The following is a 19,378-nucleotide window of genomic DNA, read 5'->3' on the forward strand; positions in this document are numbered from 1 at the left end:
GGAGCTGGCAGACTTGCCACCTATGCGCGGAATCATCTTGGCGGGCGGCACCGGATCGCGGCTGCACCCGATCACGCGCGGGGTGAGCAAGCAGCTCGTCCCGGTCTACGACAAACCGATGGTCTACTACCCCTTGTCCACCCTCATGTTGGCAGGGATCGACGACATTCTCGTCATCACCACGCCGGAGGACGCCGAGGCGTTCACCCGGTTGCTCGGTGACGGCAGCCAGTTCGGGGTGTCTATCAGCTACGTGGTCCAGCCCGAACCCGACGGCCTGGCCAGGGCGTTCGTGCTCGGCGCCGACCACATCGGCACCGAACCCGCCGCGCTCGTGCTCGGCGACAACATCTTCCACGGGCCAGGCCTCGGCGCCAGCCTGCACCGCTTCCACGACATCGACGGCGGCGCGGTGTTCGCCTACTGGGTGAGCGACCCCACCGCCTACGGCGTGGTCGAGTTCGTGGACGGCCGCGCGGTCTCCATCGAGGAGAAGCCGAAGGTGCCGCGCTCCAACTACGCCATCCCCGGTCTGTACTTCTACGACAACGACGTGGTCGAGATCGCGCGCGAGCTGCGACCGTCGGCGCGCGGGGAGTACGAGATCACCGACATCAACCGCGCCTACCTCGAACAGGGCAGGCTCAGCGTCGACGTGCTCGCGCGCGGCACCGCCTGGCTCGACACCGGCACCTTCGACTCGCTGCTCGACGCCGCCAACTACGTGCGGACCATCGAGGAGCGTCAGGGCCTCAAGATCGGGGTACCCGAGGAGGTGGCGTGGCGGCGCGGCCTGATCTCCGACGATCAACTGTGCGCGCTCGCCGCGCCGATGGTGCGCTCGGGCTACGGGCGCTACCTGCTCGACCTGATCGACCGAGGAAAAGACTGGTAGCGCATGGAAATCCGTGAACTGGCCATCCCCGGCGCGTGGGTGGTCACCCCGCGCCTGCTCGGCGACGACCGTGGCATGTTCTGCGAGTCGTTCAAGGCCTCGGAGTTCGAGAAGGCCACCGGGCGACCCTTCGACCTGCACCAGGTGAACACCTCGGTGTCGGCGGCGGGGGTGTTGCGCGGCATCCACTACACCGAGGACCCGCCCGGCCAGGCCAAGTACGTGACGTGCGTGCGCGGCGCCTTCCTGGACGTGGTCGTCGACCTGCGACCCGGTTCGCCCACCTACGGCCGCTGGGACAGCGTGCTGCTCGACGACGTGGACCGCCGCTCGGTGTTCCTGTCCGAGGGTCTGGGCCACGCCATCCTGTCGCTGGAGAACTACTCGACGGTGACCTACCTGTGCTCGCTCGAGTACACCCCCGAATTCGACCGTGACCTGGACGCTTTCGACCCCCGGCTGGCCATCGACTGGCCGACCGAGGGTCGCGACGGCCGCCCGCTCACCTTCATCCGCTCCGCCAAGGACCAGGCCGCGGCAAGGTTGGATTAGCGGCTGACGCCGCGGCACGCCGAAAGGCACCACCGGGAAAGGTGGTGCCTTTCAGTCCTTTCGGATCAGACCGTTTGAAGCACCTTCTCCTCCTCTGTCACCGGCGCGTCGGTGACCCGCTTGCGCGGCCAGAACACCGTGAGCGCGACCAGGGCACCGAGCACCGTGACACCGGCGGCGAACTCTAGGCCGGGGCGGTAGGTGTCGAGCATCTGTTGCGGCGAGGTGCCGTGGGCGGTGCCCGAGGTGACGATGGCGGTGGTCACCGCGAGCACCACAGCGGCACCGACCTGCATGGAGGTCTGCAGCACGCCCGCCGCGAGACCCTGCTCCTCGTCGTCGATACCGCTGGTGGCCTGCACGTTGATGGCGGGGAAGCCCACCCAGCCGATGCCGATCAGCAGGATCGCCGGCAGCAGCACGGTCAGGTAGTCGGGCGCGGTGTCGACCCGCAGGAACAGCAGGTATCCGACGGCCATCACCGACATGGTCACGGCGATCACCGGGCCGGTGCCGAAGCGGTCGATCAGCTTGTCGGAGAAGAACGCCGAGGCCACGACCAAGATGCCGACCGGGAGCAGCGCCATGGCGAGCTTCAGCGGCGACCAGCCGAGGGTGTCCTGCAGGTACAGCGTCACGATGAACTGCCAGCTGAAGTACGAACCGGCGACCGCGACAATGGCCAGGCTGGCCCGCACCAGCGACACCTTGCGCAGGATCCCGAGCCGGACCAGCGGGTGGGCGACGCGCTGCTCGGTGACGACGAACGCGGCGAACAGCGCGACGACGGCGAGGAACGAGCCGATGGTGCGGGCCGAGTCCCAGCCGACCTCCGGCGCGGTGACGACGGTGTACACCAGCAGCAACATGCCCGCGGTGGACAGCAGCGCGCCGAGCAGATCGTGGCCGCCCTCCTCGGCCTTGCCGTCCTTGGGGATCAGCACGAACGCGGCGACCAGGGCGGCGACGGCGATCGGGACGGGCAGCAGGAACGTCCAACGCCAGCCGACCCCGGTCATCAGACCACCGAAGAGCAGACCCATGGAGTAACCGCCCGCGCCGAACACGGTGTAGATGGACAGCGCCTTGTTGCGCGCTTTTCCTTCGGCGAAGGTGGTGGTGATGATCGACAGGCCGGTGGGCGCGGTGAACGCGGCGGCCAGGCCCTTGATGAAGCGGGTGACGATCAGCAGCGTCGGATCGCTGACCAGGCCACCGACCAGGGATGCGACGGCGAAGACGGCGAGCGCGATGAGGAAGACCTTGCGGCGTCCGAGCAGGTCGGCCGTGCGGCCGCCGAGCAGCAGCAGACCGCCGTAGCCGAGGACGTAGCCGCCGACGAGCCACTGCAGGGTGGAGGTGGACATATCGAGTTCGGCGCCGATGGACGGCAGGGCGACGCCGATCATCGAGACGTCGAGACCGTCGAGGAAAAGAACGATGCACAGGGTGATCAGCAGGCCCCAGAGGCGAGCGGACCACCGGGTCGGGTCGGTCGCCTCGGCGGCCGAGAGCGTTGCTGGCGAAGTCATGCGGAGGACATTACATGCATGCGCATTTAATGCCAACACATTTAATGCAGTTGCATAGATCAGTCGGACGCACTAAGATGGCCGCATGTCGAACCCGGCCAACACAGCTCGGCGCAACGAAGCGCCCACCGAGCTGATCGGCCAGTGGCGCGCACTGCTCGACCGGCACGCCGCCGTGAGCTGCGCACTGGAAAAGGCGCTCCAGAACGAACATCAGATCGGTCTCAGCGAATTCGAGATCATCGACCGGCTCGTCGACGCGGACTGCGAGAAGTACCGCATGACCGAGTTGGCCACCGATATCTACCTGAGCCAGAGCGCCCTCTCGCGCGCGGTGGCCAGGCTCGAACGCGACGGCCTGGTCGAACGCGTCACCTGCCCCGGCGACCGGCGCGCGTGTTTCGTCACACTCACGGAAAAGGGCAGGGCGGTCTACGACCGGGCCCTGCCCACGCACCGTTCGGTGCTCACCGACTCCTGGTAGCGGCTACACCGTCGCGCTCGCCGCGGCGGTGATGTCGGCGAAAGCGGAACGGTAGCGGTCGAATTCGGCCGGTTTGTCGAGATAGACCGAACCGGCGAGGGTCTCCACGTAGACCACCGGCGGTTCCTGCTTGTCGACGGCGTTGTCACCGTCGAAATCGAGCACGGTGAACCGGCCCGATTCGAGCCCGGCGTGGTAGCCGCAGTCGTCGGGGACCACCCGGATGTCGACGGTGTCGCGTTCGGCCAGCTCGCGCAGGTACGCCCGCTGACCGGCGAGCACCCGATCGTCACCGATCCGGCGCGACAGCACCGACGCCGCGAGCACCACCCGCAGCCGCAGCGGCGCAGCGGCCCGAGTGAGCAGGGCCTGTCGGGCCGTACGCACCCGCAGCCGCCGGTCCAGGTCCGCCTCGGTGAGCCCGGGGATCGTCCGCTCTAGCAGTGCCCTGGTGTAGTCCTCGGTCTGCACCAGGGCCGGGACCAGGCCGTCCTCGTAGATCGACAGCTCGGCCGCCGCCTCCTCGAGGCCGATGTAGACCTCGAAACCCTCCGGAATCACATCGCCGTAACTCGTCCACCAGCCCCGCGCCTTGGTTTCGCGAGCCAGTGCCGCCAGCGGTTCCACCTGCTCGGCGGGCGCGCCGTACACCTTGCACATGGCCTCGACATCGAGGCTGCGCAACGACGTCTGCCCCGTTTCGATCCGCCAGATCTTCGCTTCCGACCACTCGAGTTGCGCCGCCGCGGTTCTGGTAGTCATCCGCGCACGGTTGCGCAGGTCACGTAAGTGCCTGCCCAGCTGCCTGCGCGGCATGGTCGAACCGGTGACGCCCTGCGGTGAAGCCATACTTCCCCCCTGTATCCAAATCCGGCCTCCCCGTTGTCCGCTGGAGGCCGCCGTTCGCAGCTGATGCATCATCAGATCTGCGGACGGATTGTTTCACAATGAATCGGACACCGCGCAAGACCTACTTCTTCTTCCGGAACCGCCAGAACTGAACGGCGCGAACATCTTCGGACAGCTGGTTCACCGGCTCGGCGACATCGGACAGTGCTTGGAACAACCCGTCGGCGAGTTCGCTGATGTGCTCGACCCGGCCCGCGAGCCGGGCGGCGTTGTCGGCGAACTCGAGCATCAACCGCACCGACGCGGCGATGGTGACACCGAGCGGAACGGCCACGAGGGCGGCGAGCACACCGAGCACCGCCGAGGCCTTCCACATCAGCACCGTCAGCGCGATCGGCAGGCCGATCGCGAAGGAGATCACGCACAGGATGTAGGCGAGCGGCAGCAGCGTGCGGGTCGCGGGCCTGCGGAATTGCACGTCGAGCAGGGAGCGAAGCGCCTCGGCACCCCACTCGGTGGCCGAGCGGGTGCTGCGGAACGGATCGTCGAATCCGGCATCGCGGGCGATGGGGGTTCCCTCGGCCGCCTCGGAGTCCTCGGTCTGCTCCCGCGAACGCGACGCCGTACGCTTCACGTCGGCCTCTTTCCAAGAGAGCCAGCGAGATTCGGCCTCGAACTCCTCGGCCTCCGGCTCACCGGCCGGAGTGGTGTTCGGCACGTCGGTCATGGCCCGATCCTGCCCGCTTTCCGACGACACGCCAACACGACGGGGACCGAACCTGCGATAGCGAAGGTTCACCGAGTGAGACGAACCAGACAGTCTCGATTATTTTTCCGAATCCGCGTAACAACTCGGCCACCTTGCGCCGATACGCCCATGAACGCAGGAACAGAGCTCTTCGGGGAATGGAGAACACAGTGCGCACGACGTTTCCGACCAACACTATGGCCGCCGACAAGGGTGCCGCCGCGCTGGACTACGCCGCGCGGGGTTGGAACGTTGCCGAAACCACCAACGGCCTGTGCCTGGTGACCGACGAGAACGTTTCGGCCATCGAGATCACCGGCGAGATGGCAGGCGAGGTTCGTCGCTTCCTGCGCGCCAACAACCTGTCCGGCCCCGTGATCGAGATCCCGGGCGCCGAGCGTCGCGAGATCCACCTGGTGACCGGCGTCGCCAAGGCCGCCATGGCCATCGCCGCGATGCGCGAGGCCGGTGTGCTGGTGCACACCGACGGCGCGAGCATCCCCCTGCCGCCCACCCAGCTGGCCGCCGGTTCGGCGTCGTGGGGCGTCGCTCCGTCCGAGGCCCGCTGGGTTCCGCCGGTCGTCGCGCTCGGTGCCGCCGTGCGTGCCGCCGCGTCCCGCAAGCGCGCCACGCTGACCGTGGCCTGCTGAGGCAGCTTTTCCACAGCCGACCCGCGACCGCGACGGATCCCCACGTCGCCTCGCGGGTTTTCTGCGTTTCCCGGTGCCGAGCGGCCGGGGTGGAGTAGGCATGAACCATGGCTCCGCGCTCGTTGCTTCGCACCTGCCCGCTCTGTGAGGCCGTCTGCGGCCTGAGCATCACCCTCGACGACAACGACCGGGTGCTCTCGGTGCGCGGCGACCGAGACGACCCGTTCAGCAAGGGCTTCATCTGCCCCAAGGGCGCCGGTTTCGGGAAGCTCGACGACGACCCCGATCTGGTCACCACCCCGCTCGTCCGCGACGGCGCCGACTTCCGCCCGGCGAGTTGGGACGAGGCGTTCGACCTGATCGCCGAGCGTTTCGCCGCTGTGCGCGCGGCGCGCGGCACCGGCGCCACCGGCATCTACCTCGGCAATCCCACTGCCCACACGATCGCGGGCGCCCTCTACGCGCCCGCGCTGGTCCGCGCGCTGAGCACCCGGCACGTGTACTCGGCCAGCACTGCCGATCAGATGCCCAAGCAGGTGGCCGCCGGGCTGATGTTCGGCGACCCGATGGCCGTCCCCGTTCCCGACCTCGACCGCACCGACTACTTGCTGATGCTCGGCGCCAACCCGCTGGAATCGAACGGTTCGCTGTGCACGGCGCCCAACTTCCCCGGCCGATTGAAGGCGCTGCGGGCGCGCGGCGGCACGCTCGTCGTCGTCGATCCACGGGCGACGCGGACGGCGGAACTGGCCGACGAACACCTCTTCATCCGGCCCGGCACCGACGCCTATCTGCTGTTCGCGGTGGTGCACACGTTGTTCGCCGAAAACCTGGTCGACGTGCGCGTGGCCGTCGACAACCTCGACGAACTGCGCGACGCCGCAGCCGATTTCACGCCCGAGATCGCGACAGAACGCACCGGCATTACGGCCGAGACCATCCGCCGCATCGCCCGCGAACTCGCCGCCGCCCCGACGGCCGCCGTCTACGCCCGGATCGGCACGTGCACCACCGAATTCGGCACGCTCACCCAGTGGCTCGTCGATGCGATCAATGTCCTCACCGGCAACCTCGACTCCCCCGGCGGCGCCATGTTCGCCACCCCGGCGGCGCTCGGCATCACGCGCACCAAACCGTTCCGACCGGGCCGCTGGACCAGCCGGGTGCGCGAATTGCCCGAAACCATGGGCGAACTCCCCGTCGCCACCCTCGCCGACGAACTGGAAACCCCTGGTGAAGGGCAGATCCGCGCGCTGGTGACGGTGGCTGGCAACCCGGTGCTCTCCGCGCCGAGCGGCGCGCGGCTCGACGCGGGACTGGCCGGACTCGAATTCATGGTGAGCGTCGACCGGTACGTCAACGAGACGACCCGGCACGCGAATGTGATTCTGCCGCCGCCTCGTTCGATCCAGTCACCGCACTACGACTTCGCGCTGCTGCACTTCGCGGTGCGCAACTACGCGCGCTACTCGCGCCCCTTGGTGCCGCTCGACGGCAGGCCGTCGGAATCGGCGGTGCTCGCCCGGCTCGCGGCGGCCGTGAGCGGGCAACCACATCACAGCGACGAGGCCGTCGCGATGATCGACGAACTGGTCATCGCGGGCATGCTGCACAAGGCGGGCACGAGTGACCGCCGCGACGAGCTCGATGGCGCCGACTCCACTGAACAACGCGTCGATCTGATGCTCAAACTCGGCCCCTACGGCGCGTGGAACGGCGGCGACCTCGGCCTGCGCACCCTCCTCGACAACCCGCACGGCATCGACCTCGGCCCGCTCGAGCCGCGTCTGCCGAAGGTCCTGCTGACCGCGTCGAAACGCGTCGACCTCGCACCGCGGCCCCTGCTCGCCGACGTCTCGCGCCTGCGCGAAGGCCTCGCGGCGAGTATGCCGCCCATGGTGCTGATCGGGCGCAGGCAGCTGCGATCCAACAACAGCTGGATGCACAACATCGAGGTACTGGTCGGCGGCTCCAACCACTGCACACTGCACATCCACCCCGAGGACGCCGACCGCCTCGGCATCGGCGAGACGGCCGAGATCACCTCCGCCGCCGGTTCGCTGACCGTGCAAGTGGAGCTGACAGCGGCGATCATGCCCGGGGTGGTGAGCCTGCCGCACGGGTGGGGACACGCCACGAGCACGACCCAGTCCGTCGCGCGGGCCAACCCTGGCGTGAATGCCAATGCGCTGACCGACAATTCGATCGTCGACGCGATCACCGGAACGGCCGTGTTCAACGGTGTACCGGTGACGGTCGGACCGGCCTGATTGGTCGTCGCCCAGAAAACCCGAAGCAAACCGCTCGTTACGGTCTTTCGCAATACCGGACTCGCCACGCGGAAGGCCGAACTCCCCTAGACTCCAATGAGATTGCGGTCACAGCACTTCGGCAGCAGAGGGGCCCCGATGCCTGGACAACAGGTCGGCAGCGACGGAGAGCACGAACTTCAGGAGACGTTGGGCACCACCGAACGCGCCGAACGATTCTACGATGACCAGGTCATCGACTATCTCAACCCGATGATGCGGGAATTCGTCACCCGGATGGACATGGCGTTCATCTCCACGGCCGACGCGCACGGCGAATGCGACGCCAGCTTCCGCGCGGGAACCCCCGGTTTCCTGCACGTGATCGACGATCGCACGATTGCGTACCCCGAATATCGAGGTAACGGGGTGATGGCCAGCCTCGGCAATATTCTCGAGAACCCGCACGTCGGCATCCTGATGATCGACTTCGTCCGCGACCTCATCGGCCTGCACGTGAACGGAAAGGCCCGCATGGTCGCCGACAGCGAGCTGCGCGAAACCGTCACCGATCTGCCGCCGGCCGAACGAGGCAAAGCGGCACAGGTCTGGGTGGTCGTCGACGTGGAGGAGGCCTACATCCACTGCCGCAAACACATACCGCAGATGATTCCCGTCGCCCGCGATCGCCGCGAATGGGGCACCGACAACGTCCGCGCCAAAGGCGGCGACTACTTCGGCGTGAAGGCGGGTCACCAGCACGCCGAAGTCAGGGCGGGTTGACCTACTCGATCTTGAAGATCACCACACGCTGCACGACGAAGTTGATCACCGTCGCCGTGCCCTGCGCGACGACGAACGCCACCGTCTGACGCCACCACTGGTCGGGCAGCGCGAACGCGAGCGCCGCGAACACACCGAGCTGTACCGCGAACGTCACCGCGTACAGCGCGACGACGGCCGCGAACCGCTTGCGGCTCGGTTCGGCCTGGAACGTCCAGCGACGATTGATCAGGTACGCCGTCGTGGTGCCAGCGACGAAGCTGACCGCCTTGGCGAGCACCTCGGGCACCCCGAGCACGTTCGACAGCAACAGCAGCAGACCGAAGTCGACGATCGCCGAGAAACCGCCCGTGAGGGTGAACCGGACAATCTGCGTCTTCAGATCGACATCGGTACCCCCCGGCTCGTCGACCAGCGGAATTTCGGGGGGCAGGGGCAGATGCGGCTGTGCTTGCACGTGAGGAAGGGTACGAGACCGGTCACCGGTTGTGCCATGCCTGTAGCCTCTAAGCCGATGTCTGAGAACATTTCGACCACCAACGACGGGCCGTTCGTGCTTCCTACGCGCACGCGCAAGCTCACCGGTTGGGGTCGCACCGCACCCACCTCCGCCGAAGTGCTCTCGACCGGCGATCCCGAGCTGATCGCCGAGGCCGTGCGCATGGTCGCCGAGGACAACGACAGCAAGCCAGCGCACTTGCGCCGTGGCGTGATCGCCCGTGGCCTCGGCCGCTCCTACGGCGACCACGCCCAGAACGCGGGCGGCCTCGTCATCGACATGCCCGCGCTCAACCGCATCCACCGCATCGACCGCGACACCCGCCTGGTCGACGTCGACGGCGGCGTGAGCCTGGACCAGCTGATGAAGGCCGCGCTCCCGTTCGGTCTGTGGGTTCCCGTGCTCCCCGGCACCCGCCAGGTGACGATCGGCGGCGCCATCGCCTCCGACATCCACGGCAAGAACCACCACAGCGAGGGCAGCTTCGGCAACCACGTCCGCTCGATCGACCTGCTGGTCGCGGACGGTTCGGTCCGCACGGTGTCGCCGGACAACGACGCGGAGCTGTTCTGGGCGACGGTCGGTGGCAACGGGCTCACCGGCATCATCCTGCGCGCGACCATCGAGATGGCGCCGACGGAGACGGCCTACTTCCTCAACGACGGGGTGAAGACCTCGACGCTGGACGAAACCGTCGCCGCCCACAGCGACGGCAGCGAGGCGAACTACACCTACTCGAGCGCCTGGTTCGACGTGATCAGCCCGCTGCCCAAGCTCGGCCGCGCGACGATCACCCGCGGTCGCCTGGCCAAGCTGGACGAACTGCCCAAGAAGCTGCAGAAGAAGCCGCTGAAGTTCGACGCGCCGCACCTGATGACGGTGCCCGATATCTTCCCGAACTTCACCATGAACAAGCTGACGCTCTCGGCGGTCGGCGAGGCGTACTACGCCATGGGCGGGAACTACACCGGCAAGGTGCAGAACCTGACGCAGTTCTACCACCCGCTCGACATGATCTCGGAGTGGAACCGTGGCTACGGTTCCAACGGATTCCTGCAGTACCAGTTCGTGGTGCCGACCGAGGCGGTCGAGGAGTTCAAGCGGATCATCATCGACATCCAGGCCTCAGGCCACTACTCCGCGCTGAATGTGTTCAAGCTGTTCGGTCCAGGTAACGACGCGCCGCTGAGCTTCCCGATGCCGGGCTGGAACATCTGCGTGGACTTCCCGATCAAGCCGGGCCTCAACGAGCTGGTCACCGACCTGGACCGCCGCGTGATGGAATTCGGCGGCCGTCTCTACACCGCGAAGGACTCGCGCACCAGCGCCGAGACCTTCCACAAGATGTATCCCCGGATCGACGAGTGGATCAAGGTCCGCCGCAGCGTCGACCCGAACGGCGTGTTCATGTCCGATATGGCCAGGAGGCTGGAGCTCCAGTGATCAACGCAGTTGGCAACCCGCAGACCATCCTGCTCTTCGGCGGCACCTCCGAGATCGGTCTCGCGATCTGCGCGGAGTACCTGCGCAAGAGCCCCGCGCGGATCATCCTGGCGAACCTGCCCGGCGACCCGCTGCTCGACGATGCCGTCGCCAAGCTGAAGGGTGCCGGTGCCACGGCGGTCGAGGTCGTCGACTTCGACGCGCTCGACACCGACTCGCACCCGAAGGTGGTCGACGCCGCCTTCGCCGGTGGTGACGTGGATGTCGCGATCGTGGCGTTCGGTGTGCTCGGCGACGCCGAGCAGCTGTGGCAGGACCAGCGCAAGGCGGTCATGACCGTCGGCATCAACTACACCGCCGGTGTGTCGGTGGGTGTGCTGGTCGGCGACAAGTTCAAGGCGCAGGGTCACGGCCGGTTCATCGTGATGTCGTCGGTGGCCGGTGAGCGGGTGCGTCGCTCGAACTTCGTGTACGGCTCGACCAAGGCCGGTCTCGACGGCTTCTACCTGGGTCTGGGCGAAGCGCTTCGTCCGCACGGTCCGCGCGTCACCGTCGTCCGCCCGATGCAGGTGCGCACCTCGGCGACCAAGGCACACTGGGAAGCGACCGGCTCCAAGGAAGCCCCGCTCACGGTCGATCCCGAAGACGTCGCCCGCCAGGCCGTCGCCGCCTCGGAGAAGGGCACCGAGATCGTGTGGACCCCCAACGAGGCCCGCTTCGTGATGTCGGCCCTGCGCCACGTGCCGCGCCCGATCTTCCGCAAGCTGCCCATCTGATCGAGAGCCACCGCGACTGCCGCACCGCCACTCCGGCGGTGCGGCAGTTTCGTTGTGCTGGGCGTCGGCGCGAGCCCGACGGACTCGGCCCGCTCCACTAGGCTGACCCGGACCGTCGAGCTGAGTGGACCCGGAGGAATGCGCGCCGATGACTACCGATGACAACGCGCGGGCGGGGCGCGCGACAGCGACCGGTCTCGCCGAAGGTGCCGCGGCGGCGTTCGTCGCGCTGGTCGTGGCGGTGGTCGGGTTGTTCGCGTTCTCGGCGGTGCAGTGGCCTGCGTTCAACTCCTCCAACGTGACTCGGGCGCTGACCACGGTCGGGCAGGTCGTCTCGGTGGGGCTGTTGGTGGTCTCGGTGTTGCTGATCCGGCTGCGGAAGTGGCCTGTCATCGCGAAACTTGCTTCCTGGGTGGGCATTTCGGCATTCGTCACTGTGACGCTCGGGATGCCGCTTGCGGCGACGAAGCTGTACCTGTTCGGCGTTTCGGTCGACCAGGAATTCCGCACCGAGTATCTGACGCGGCTCACCGACAGTGCGGCGCTGCGGGACATGACCTATGTCGACCTGCCGCCGTTCTATCCGGCGGGCTGGTTCTGGATCGGCGGACGGGTCGGGAACCTGCTCGGCATGGACGGCTGGGAGGTGTTCAAGCCGTACTCGATCGGGATGCTCGCCGTGGCCGCCACGGTGGCGCTCGTGCTGTGGGCGCAGCTGGTGCGCGCCGACATGGCCGTGGGTGCCGCGGCCGCGGTGACCGCGATGACCTTGGCCTATGCCTCGCCCGAAGCGTACGGGGCCGTGCTCGTCGTGTTCATTCCGCCGGTGCTCGTGCTGGCGTGGGGTGCGCTGCATCGACGCTCGGGCGGGTGGGGCGCGGTGCTCGGCACCGGGTTGTTCCTCGGGGTGGCGGCCTGCTTCTACACGCTGTACCTGGCGATCGCGGCGTTCACCGTGGTGTTGATGGCGGTGATCGCCGCCGCGTGCGCGCTGTACGCGCGGCGAGCGAGCGGACGGGCGATCGGCAAGCGCGATGCGGCCGTCACCACCGAGCCCGCGTGGCGGGTGGTTGTCGTGCCGTTCACACGGCTGGCGGCGATCGGCGTGCTCGCGATCGCGGTGGCGCTGGTGGTGTGGACGCCGTATCTGCTGAAGATGCTGTCCGGGGCGAAGTTGCCCTCCGGCAACGCTTTCCACTATCTGCCCGAGTCGGGCGCGCAGCTGGCGTTCCCGATGCTCGAGTTCTCGCTACGGGGGGCGCTGTGCCTGCTCGGGTTGCTGTGGCTGGTGGTGCGGGCTGGATCGTCGCGGCGGGCACAGGCGCTCGGCATCGGCGTGGTGGCGATCTACCTGTGGACGCTGCTGTCGATGGCCGCGACGGCAGCGGGCACCACCCTGCTGTCGTTCCGGCTGGAACCTGTCCTGCTCGCCTTGCTCGCCGCCGCAGGCGTTTTCGGCCTCGTCGAGGGCGGCCGCGCGGTATATCAGGCACTGAACGAACCCGCCCCGCTGCGGACGGCCGCCGCCGCGCTCGCGGTGCTCGGTGCGATGGCCTTCGCCCAGACGATCCCCACCGTCCTCGTGCACGAGATCGACACCGCCTACACCGACACGGTGCCCACCGAAACACCCGACGCCTACGGCACTTTCGGTGAACGCGGCGACAAGCGTCGCCCTTCCGCGGTGGCCTACTACCACGCCGTCGACGAGGCTCTACTGGCGCAAACCGGCCGTCCCCGTGCCGAATCCGTCGTCCTCACGGCCGACACCAGCTTCCTGTCCTTCTACCCCTACTTCGGTTTCCAGGCCCTCACCTCGCACTACGCGAACCCCCTCGCCGACTTCAAGGCCCGCGCCGACACCATCGCCGCCTGGAGCAAGCTCGACTCCCCCCAGGCCCTGCTCGACGCCATGGCGGCCGCCCCCTGGCGCGCCCCCGACGCCTTCCTCTTCCGCCGCGACGGCGACAACTACACCCTCCGCCTCGCCGAAGACGTCTACCCCAACGACCCCAACGTCAAGCGCTACACCGTCACCTTCCCCCGCTCCCTCTTCACCTCCCCCACCTTCACCACCACCGACATCGGCCCCTTCACCCTCATCACCGTCGACCGCTGAATCATCCGGACGGTTCGATACGGCGCACGGTGCCGACCTTGCCGATCCCTTTGTCGAAGGACGCGATCGTCGAATCGGCATCGGCCTCGGCGAGCGCGACGAGGTAGGCATCGGCGAACGACAGCCGGTGATGCTCGTACACATCGACCGCCCGGATCAGGACGGCCGGATCGTCGGTCTGGATGTTGCGGGAGCCGATCACGGCCCGCGCGAGTGCCGCGACTTCGGGCCTGGGCACGCGGTACACGCTCTGCAGGACGTACACGGTTTCGGCGAGGATGAGGTCGGGGAGATAGAACTCGTCGGTCCGCGCGAGCAGGGCCGTCGCCCGTCGACCCATCTCGGGCGGATCCTGCGTGAAGTGCCTGACCAGAATGTTCGTATCGAGGAAGACCGTCACCCCTGGTCGCCCTCCCGCCACTGCTGCGCCCAGGCATCGTCGCGGAGCTCCTCCCACGATCGCCCGCGCACCTGCGGCGGGACCTGCACGCTGCCCGCGAGATCCAGCAGATCGGGCGTCTTCGCCAATACGACGACATCGCCTTCCACCCGGAAGTGCACGTTGTCGCCGGTGTGTAATTCGAGCGCGTCACGGACCGCTTTGGGCACCGTGATCTGCCCCTTCGAGGTCAACCTGGCCAGTGCGTCCACAGCAACTCCTTACTTGCCCCTTGAAGTAAGGATAGCCCACACGAGTTTCGTCAACCCTGTCTTCCGGGCGGGGTGGGCACTACACTTGGCGGTGCGGAACGGTCGTCGCCGGTGGGGTCGGCGGATGGCGAAGGTTAACGATCCTGCACGTTGTGGGTCCGGGTGGCCCGTTACCGGAGGAGGACTTCATGTCCGATCCGTTGCACACGAGGGTGTGTCTCACCGGAATGAACTGCATCTGCCCGAGCATCAGTGTGTTCGTGGTGCCCGAGCCGCTGGTTCGCGGTGGGCAGATGATGCACCTGCTCGAGCAGGCGCCGGTGGCCGACCAGGGGCCGGAGCCGGATCCCGAGCTCATCGACCTGATCGAGGCGGTGCGCACGCCGTTGCATCTGCCCGATCTCGCCCGGGTACAGCGGGTGGCGTTCACCGGGCCGAGGCACGATCCGAGCCAGGCGCGCGCGGTGCTGCACGACCATCTGATCGAGGAACCTGCGCCGATCGGCCTCGACGTGGACGATCCGGCGGAGCTCACCCGGCTCTCGCTGCTGCCCGAACGCCGGATCGGGCCGAGGCGCATCGACGACTTCCAGGCGCATTCGGTACGTCGGGCGATGGCGGCGGTGTACCAGTTTTTCGGCGTGGACCAGCGGGTACCCCTCGTCTACCACGGTTTCGCCGACCCCGGCGACGGCTGGTTCGCCCTCCGGGCGTCGGCTGCCTGAGGTGGACATGTGTCTATGGACACCCGGTAGCTACTGGTGTGCGGAGCGCCGATAGACCACAATATGTGCGGTTACAGCGAACAAACCGCGCAGTTCGTCGGACGGCGCGGGTACGCTGCGAAATGTTGACAAGTTCGGCCGACCGAAATCAGTTTTGGTAGCGCTGATCGGTACGGATGCAGAGGTATAGCTATGACGCTCAGCAGACCGGAGCGAATCGATTTCCTGATGCGGGAACACCGCCAGGACGCCGAACCTGCGCCACGGGAACAACTGCACTCACTCGGTGATATCGAGAAGTTCGTGGTCGATGCCGCCATCGCCATGCTCTCCCCCGGTCAGAAGTTCGCGCTGCTGTGGTCGCTGCAGGTCGGCGGGCATCAGGTGGCGGGTGTTCAGGTCAAGGAGCGCGACGGGTCGGTCACCAATATGGTGCCGCCAACCGAGGTCGTCGAATACCTGGCCGACCACAAGCGCATGTCCTACGACCCGGCGCTCGGGGCGTGGCTGAGCGCGGAGATCTTCATCGCCGGGCCCACCCGCTACAAGGCCACCTACTCCGCGGGCACCGTCGCCGACTGGATGCCCGAGGTGTCGGTCGAGGACCTGCGCGCCGAGTTCGACGCCTATCCGCGCCCGGCCGTCGAGATCCCGGATTGGGCTCGCTCGCAGCTCGATTGGTCGAACAGGATGACCGGATAGGACGCGGCGCCCCCGCGCGCACAGGTTGGGTGGCTAGCATCAACCCCCGTGCGACCGGACCGATCTGAACGAGCGTTCACCCGATACCGCCTGATCGCCCTCGTGTGTGGGCTGCTGGGGTTCGTCCTTGCCCTGCTCACACCGCTGCTGCCGGTGCGCCAGGAGCGCGCGAGCCTCGACTGGCCGCAGGCCGGTGCGACGAGTGTGCAAGCACCACTCGTGTCGTATGTGCCCCAGCAGGTGAACGCGCAATTGCCGTGCCCGGTGCTGCGCGGACTGCCCGGCAGTGACGTGCGCGGCCCGGAGGGCGAGAACCCCACACCGCGGCCGACGACGTTGCTCACGACGATCCCCGCCGAGTCCGGGCAGATCACCAAGGGTCTGAGTGTCGTCGCGCGCGAGGGCGTGCTCACGGTACAGGCCCGCGATGTGCCGATGCTGTCGGCGCCGATCGAGGAGATCGCGAACTGCGACCACATCGCGATCGACTCGACCATCGCCGCGACGACCGTCGAGTTCGTCGGGGTGACGCGGGCCGACGGCAGCCCGTTCCGCAACACCGTCACCGTGGACAAGCGGCCGCAGATCGTCGGTGTGTACACCGATCTCGATGAATCCCAGCTCACCGGCGCCCGGTTCCACGCCGATATCGATTCCCGCTTCACCTCCACCCCGACGCCGCTGAAACTGGCGGTGATGATCGTGGCCGCACTCGCCACCATCGCCGCGCTGGTCGCCCTGCACCTGCTCGATCGCGCCGACGGCCGCCGCGCCCGCCGCTTCCTGCCCCGGCACTGGTGGCGGATCACGCCCACCGACGTGGTCGTGGTGGCGACGCTGCTCGGCTGGCACGTGATCGGCGCCAACACCTCCGACGACGGCTACATCCTGAACATGGCGCGCGCCTCGGGGCCCTCGGGGTACATGGCCAACTACTACCGCTGGTTCGGGGTCCCCGAGGCCCCGTTCGGGTGGTCCTACGAGCTGCTGGCCTGGATGACGAAGGTCTCCGACGCCAGCCCGTGGATGCGGCTGCCCGCACTGGCCGCGGGCCTGGTGTGCTGGGCGGTGATCAGCCGGGAGGTGCTGCCCCGCCTCGGTGCCCGGGTGCGTCGCGACAAGGTGGCGCTGTGGACGGCGGGTCTGGTGTTCCTCGCCTTCTGGCTCCCCTACGACAACGGCCTTCGCCCCGAACCGCTCATCGCGGCGGGCGCCCTGCTCACCTGGTGCGCGATCGAACGCGCCATCGCCACCGCCCGCCTGCTCCCCGCCGCCCTCGCGATCCTCATCGCCGCGTTCTCCCTGGCAGCGGGTCCGACCGGCCTGATCTGCATCGCCGCGCTCATCGCGGGCACGCGCCCGGTCATGCAGATCATCATCAAACGGGCGCAGGGCCTTCGCCCGCGCGAAATCGCCGCTGACAGAGACGGACTCGCGGCCGAAGAGGCGGGGAGGTCGCGTGCTGACCGGGCCACGGCGGCGGATGTCACCGATGCGGACGATGCCGCACGCGTGGTGAGCAGGTCCGCCACAGGCACCCCCGCATCGCCCACAGAATCATCCGAGTCCCCTGAGGACAGCGCAGTCGGTGCGCCGCCGATCACCACGGACAAGCACGGTGCCGCCGCCATGTCCGGTCGACTTTCCCTGGCCGCGAAGATCTTCCGCTACAGCGCCCTCCTGGCACCCGGCATAGCGGCAGGCACCCTCGTGCTGATCGTCGTCTTCGCCGATCAGACGCTGGCGACCGTCATGGAAGCCACCCGCGTGCGCACCCTGGTCGGCCCCAACGCGGCATGGTTCGATGAACGCACCCGCTGGGATTCGCTGTTCATGCTCTCCCCCGACGGCTCGCTGGCCAGGCGTTTCGGCGTCCTGGTCATGCTGCTGTGCCTGCTGGTCTGCATCCTCCAGGTGTTGCGCAAGGGCCGCATCCCAGGTACTTCGCGTGGCCCCTCGGTGCGCATCCTCGGCATCGTGTTCGGTGCGCTGCTGCTGATGATGTGGACACCGACCAAGTGGACGCACCACTTCGGTGTGTACGCGGGGCTGGCCGGTTCGCTCGCCGCGCTGGCCGCGGTCGCGGTGGGCGCCAACGGTATTCGGGCGCCACGCAATAGGGCCCTGTTCACGGCGGCGGTACTGTTCCTGCTCGCGCTCACCTTCACGGGCTCCAACGGTTGGTGGTACGTGTCCAGCTTCGGTGTGCCGTTCTGGGACAAGGCGCCGATGGTCGCGGGCAAGGGTGTGTCCACGCTGCTGCTCGGGCTCAGTGTGCTCGCGCTGCTGGTAGCCCTGTACTTCCACCTGCGCGACCCGTACCGCAAGCCTTCGCGCCCAGCCCGTTTCGACCGTTTCGCCACCATGCCGTTGACGATCGCGGCCGCGCTGCTCGTGGCGTTCGAGGTGGCGTCGATGCTGAAGGGCGCGGTCACGCAGTACCCGGCCTATTCGATCGCCAAGTCGAATATCGAGTCGCTGCAGGGCAATACGTGTGCCCTGGCCAACGACGTACTGGTGGAGACGAATACGGCCGATTCCCTGCTCACCCCGATCACCGGCGCCCCCGCCGACGGGCTGAGCACCGAATCGGTGGCCTTCACCCCGAACGGTGTGGCCGCCGACCTCACCGCCGACGCCGACGAGACGGTGGTCGGCGGGGCCAACTCCGTCGACAAGGATTCGGCCAACAAGACGACCAACACCACCGGCGCGGGCACCGGCGGCGGCACCAGCACCGAGGCGGGCATCAACGGCAGCACCGTCGCCCTGCCGTTCGGCCTCGACCCGGCCCGCACGCCGGTGCTCGGCTCCTACCAGGACGGTGTGCAGCAGCAGGCGAAGCTGACCTCGCAGTGGTACCGGGCCGATGTCGACGCCGTGCGCGACGATCCCGCCTACCAGGCGCTGGTCGTCACCGCGGCGGGCCGCATCCGCTACGTCGACAACGACGGCGTTGTGCACTACGGCCAGGACCTGGTCGTCGAGTACGGCACCCGGGGAGAGGACGGATCGGTGCAGGTCACCGGCTCGATTCAGCCCCTCGACATCGGCCCGTCGCCGTCGTGGCGCAACCTGCGCGTGCCATTGGCGAACCTGCCCGAGGGCGTGAACGCGGTGCGTCTGGTTGCCACCGACAACGACATCACCCAGAAGCAGTGGCTCGCGGTGACCCCGCCGCGCCTGCCGAGGCTGGCCTCCCTCGACTCGGTGGTCGGCCACACCGACCCCGTGCTGCTCGACTGGCACGTGGGCCTCGCGTTCCCCTGCCAGCGCCCGTTCGAACATCACGACGGCGTCGCGGAGGCGCCGCAGTGGCGAATCCTGCCCGACCGGGTTGGCTCGGACGCCGCCAACGCCTGGCAGGACGACATCGGTGGCGGCCCGCTCGGCTGGACAGGTCCGCTGATGAGGGCCGAGACTGTGCCCACCTATCTGGATCGCGATCTCGGCCGCGACTGGGGATCGCTGGAACGGTTCACGCCGTACGAGCCCGCGCCGCCCGCCGCGATCGGAGTCCGGGTCGTCGAGCAGTCCGGACGGGCGAAGGAACCGGACATCCGGGCGCGGTAGAGACTGGGGCGGTGCAAGGGCAGCGATCGGGCAGTTGCGCTGATGTTTCACCAAAACCCCAGTGTCACTGCACATTTCGGTTCGGTGAAGCACCCGTTAAGGACCCGCGCATCTTGGCCCGTTCTCAGGTTTGGGCACGTACCCTGGT

18 protein-coding genes are annotated in these 19,378 nt (G+C 67.9%); 12 read left to right on the top strand and 6 right to left on the bottom strand.

Going from position 1 to position 19,378, the window contains the following annotated elements; translation table 11 throughout:
- Positions 1-22 precede the first annotated feature (22 nt).
- Positions 23-895 carry a glucose-1-phosphate thymidylyltransferase RfbA gene (gene rfbA / locus NC7_RS01215; protein WP_067977765.1) on the top strand — a complete coding sequence of 291 codons (873 nt, stop codon included), beginning with the start codon at positions 23-25 and terminating at the stop codon, positions 893-895.
- A 3-nt stretch (positions 896-898) separates the two neighbouring features.
- Positions 899-1,447: a dTDP-4-dehydrorhamnose 3,5-epimerase family protein gene (locus tag NC7_RS01220; protein WP_067977767.1), complete on the top strand. Its 549-nt coding sequence runs from the start codon at positions 899-901 to the stop codon at positions 1,445-1,447.
- Positions 1,448-1,512: 65 nt separating this feature from the next.
- Here NC7_RS01220 and NC7_RS01225 read toward each other — a convergent pair whose 3' ends face one another.
- Positions 1,513-2,979: an MFS transporter gene (locus NC7_RS01225; protein WP_067977768.1), complete on the bottom strand. Its 1,467-nt coding sequence runs from the start codon at positions 2,977-2,979 to the stop codon at positions 1,513-1,515.
- 85 nt (positions 2,980-3,064) lie between these two features.
- Between NC7_RS01225 and NC7_RS01230 the strand changes: the two genes are divergently transcribed.
- Positions 3,065-3,463, top strand: a complete 399-nt coding sequence (locus NC7_RS01230) for a MarR family winged helix-turn-helix transcriptional regulator (RefSeq protein WP_067977769.1) — start codon at positions 3,065-3,067, stop codon at positions 3,461-3,463.
- A 3-nt stretch (positions 3,464-3,466) separates the two neighbouring features.
- Here NC7_RS01230 and NC7_RS01235 read toward each other — a convergent pair whose 3' ends face one another.
- A complete protein-coding gene (locus NC7_RS01235; protein ID WP_067977771.1) occupies positions 3,467-4,312 on the bottom strand; it encodes a helix-turn-helix domain-containing protein in 846 nt (281 codons plus the stop codon).
- Between the two features lie 121 nt (positions 4,313-4,433).
- Positions 4,434-5,039, bottom strand: a complete 606-nt coding sequence (locus tag NC7_RS01240; RefSeq protein ID WP_067977773.1) for a DUF4282 domain-containing protein — start codon at positions 5,037-5,039, stop codon at positions 4,434-4,436.
- A gap of 179 nt (positions 5,040-5,218) precedes the next feature.
- On the opposite strand from NC7_RS01240, the gene NC7_RS01245 reads away from it, so the two are divergent.
- The 3 genes from NC7_RS01245 (at position 5,219) to NC7_RS01255 (ending at position 8,742) form a co-directional block, all read left to right on the top strand.
- The gene (locus NC7_RS01245) at positions 5,219-5,710 is read left to right on the top strand and encodes a hypothetical protein (RefSeq protein ID WP_174550177.1); all 492 of its coding nucleotides are present in this window, start codon (positions 5,219-5,221) and stop codon (positions 5,708-5,710) included.
- A gap of 107 nt (positions 5,711-5,817) precedes the next feature.
- Positions 5,818-7,980 (top strand): molybdopterin-dependent oxidoreductase, encoded by a 2,163-nt coding sequence (locus NC7_RS01250; RefSeq protein ID WP_067977774.1) that lies wholly within the window; start codon positions 5,818-5,820, stop codon positions 7,978-7,980.
- Between the two features lie 138 nt (positions 7,981-8,118).
- Positions 8,119-8,742 (top strand): pyridoxamine 5'-phosphate oxidase family protein, encoded by a 624-nt coding sequence (locus NC7_RS01255; protein WP_067977776.1) that lies wholly within the window; start codon positions 8,119-8,121, stop codon positions 8,740-8,742.
- A 1-nt stretch (position 8,743) separates the two neighbouring features.
- On the opposite strand, the gene NC7_RS01260 is transcribed toward NC7_RS01255, so the two are convergent.
- Positions 8,744-9,199 (bottom strand): GtrA family protein, encoded by a 456-nt coding sequence (locus NC7_RS01260; RefSeq protein WP_084457750.1) that lies wholly within the window; start codon positions 9,197-9,199, stop codon positions 8,744-8,746.
- A 57-nt stretch (positions 9,200-9,256) separates the two neighbouring features.
- Here NC7_RS01260 and dprE1 point away from each other — a divergent pair, with 57 nt between their 5' ends.
- The 3 genes from dprE1 (at position 9,257) to NC7_RS01275 (ending at position 13,579) form a co-directional block, all read left to right on the top strand.
- Positions 9,257-10,684, top strand: coding sequence for a decaprenylphosphoryl-beta-D-ribose oxidase (dprE1, locus tag NC7_RS01265; protein WP_157101792.1), 1,428 nt, complete (start codon positions 9,257-9,259; stop codon positions 10,682-10,684).
- Entirely contained in the window at positions 10,681-11,460 is a 780-nt protein-coding gene (gene dprE2, locus NC7_RS01270; RefSeq protein ID WP_067977777.1) for a decaprenylphospho-beta-D-erythro-pentofuranosid-2-ulose 2-reductase, read from the top strand. Before dprE1 ends, dprE2 begins: the two co-directional genes overlap by 4 nt.
- 148 nt (positions 11,461-11,608) lie before the next feature.
- On the top strand, positions 11,609-13,579 hold the full coding sequence (locus NC7_RS01275; protein ID WP_067977779.1) for an arabinofuranosyltransferase: 1,971 nt from the start codon (positions 11,609-11,611) through the stop codon (positions 13,577-13,579).
- A 1-nt stretch (position 13,580) separates the two neighbouring features.
- Here NC7_RS01275 and NC7_RS01280 read toward each other — a convergent pair whose 3' ends face one another.
- Together NC7_RS01280 and NC7_RS01285 are read right to left on the bottom strand one after the other, a co-directional pair.
- Positions 13,581-13,979 carry a type II toxin-antitoxin system VapC family toxin gene (locus NC7_RS01280; RefSeq protein ID WP_067977780.1) on the bottom strand — a complete coding sequence of 133 codons (399 nt, stop codon included), beginning with the start codon at positions 13,977-13,979 and terminating at the stop codon, positions 13,581-13,583.
- The gene (locus tag NC7_RS01285; RefSeq protein ID WP_084457753.1) at positions 13,976-14,230 is read right to left on the bottom strand and encodes an AbrB/MazE/SpoVT family DNA-binding domain-containing protein; all 255 of its coding nucleotides are present in this window, start codon (positions 14,228-14,230) and stop codon (positions 13,976-13,978) included. The genes NC7_RS01280 and NC7_RS01285 overlap by 4 nt, the downstream gene beginning before the upstream one ends.
- Before the next feature lie 188 nt (positions 14,231-14,418).
- Here NC7_RS01285 and NC7_RS01290 point away from each other — a divergent pair, with 188 nt between their 5' ends.
- The 3 genes from NC7_RS01290 (at position 14,419) to NC7_RS01300 (ending at position 19,230) form a co-directional block, all read left to right on the top strand.
- Positions 14,419-14,955, top strand: a complete 537-nt coding sequence (locus NC7_RS01290) for a hypothetical protein (RefSeq protein ID WP_067977929.1) — start codon at positions 14,419-14,421, stop codon at positions 14,953-14,955.
- A gap of 192 nt (positions 14,956-15,147) precedes the next feature.
- The gene (locus NC7_RS01295; protein ID WP_067977782.1) at positions 15,148-15,657 is read left to right on the top strand and encodes a hypothetical protein; all 510 of its coding nucleotides are present in this window, start codon (positions 15,148-15,150) and stop codon (positions 15,655-15,657) included.
- 48 nt (positions 15,658-15,705) lie between these two features.
- A complete protein-coding gene (locus NC7_RS01300; RefSeq protein WP_067977783.1) occupies positions 15,706-19,230 on the top strand; it encodes an arabinosyltransferase domain-containing protein in 3,525 nt (1,174 codons plus the stop codon).
- Positions 19,231-19,378: the final 148 nt, after the last annotated feature.

Source organism: Nocardia caishijiensis NBRC 108228, from assembly GCF_001612825.1.
GTDB lineage: Bacteria > Actinomycetota > Actinomycetes > Mycobacteriales > Mycobacteriaceae > Nocardia > Nocardia caishijiensis.

Bases quoted from the DNA above. Each gene is read 5' to 3' on its own strand.
- dprE1 (WP_157101792.1), top strand. From the start codon at position 9,257: ATGTCTGAGAACATTTCGACCACCAACGACGGGCCGTTCGTGCTTCCT.
- NC7_RS01225 (WP_067977768.1), bottom strand. From the start codon at position 2,979: ATGACTTCGCCAGCAACGCTCTCGGCCGCCGAGGCGACCGACCCGACC.
- NC7_RS01235 (WP_067977771.1), bottom strand. From the start codon at position 4,312: ATGGCTTCACCGCAGGGCGTCACCGGTTCGACCATGCCGCGCAGGCAG.
- NC7_RS01275 (WP_067977779.1), top strand. From the start codon at position 11,609: ATGACTACCGATGACAACGCGCGGGCGGGGCGCGCGACAGCGACCGGT.
- NC7_RS01230 (WP_067977769.1), top strand. From the start codon at position 3,065: ATGTCGAACCCGGCCAACACAGCTCGGCGCAACGAAGCGCCCACCGAG.
- NC7_RS01255 (WP_067977776.1), top strand. From the start codon at position 8,119: ATGCCTGGACAACAGGTCGGCAGCGACGGAGAGCACGAACTTCAGGAG.
- NC7_RS01220 (WP_067977767.1), top strand. From the start codon at position 899: ATGGAAATCCGTGAACTGGCCATCCCCGGCGCGTGGGTGGTCACCCCG.
- NC7_RS01240 (WP_067977773.1), bottom strand. From the start codon at position 5,039: ATGACCGACGTGCCGAACACCACTCCGGCCGGTGAGCCGGAGGCCGAG.
- NC7_RS01295 (WP_067977782.1), top strand. From the start codon at position 15,148: ATGACGCTCAGCAGACCGGAGCGAATCGATTTCCTGATGCGGGAACAC.
- rfbA (WP_067977765.1), top strand. From the start codon at position 23: ATGCGCGGAATCATCTTGGCGGGCGGCACCGGATCGCGGCTGCACCCG.
- NC7_RS01290 (WP_067977929.1), top strand. From the start codon at position 14,419: ATGTCCGATCCGTTGCACACGAGGGTGTGTCTCACCGGAATGAACTGC.
- NC7_RS01250 (WP_067977774.1), top strand. From the start codon at position 5,818: ATGGCTCCGCGCTCGTTGCTTCGCACCTGCCCGCTCTGTGAGGCCGTC.
- NC7_RS01245 (WP_174550177.1), top strand. From the start codon at position 5,219: ATGGAGAACACAGTGCGCACGACGTTTCCGACCAACACTATGGCCGCC.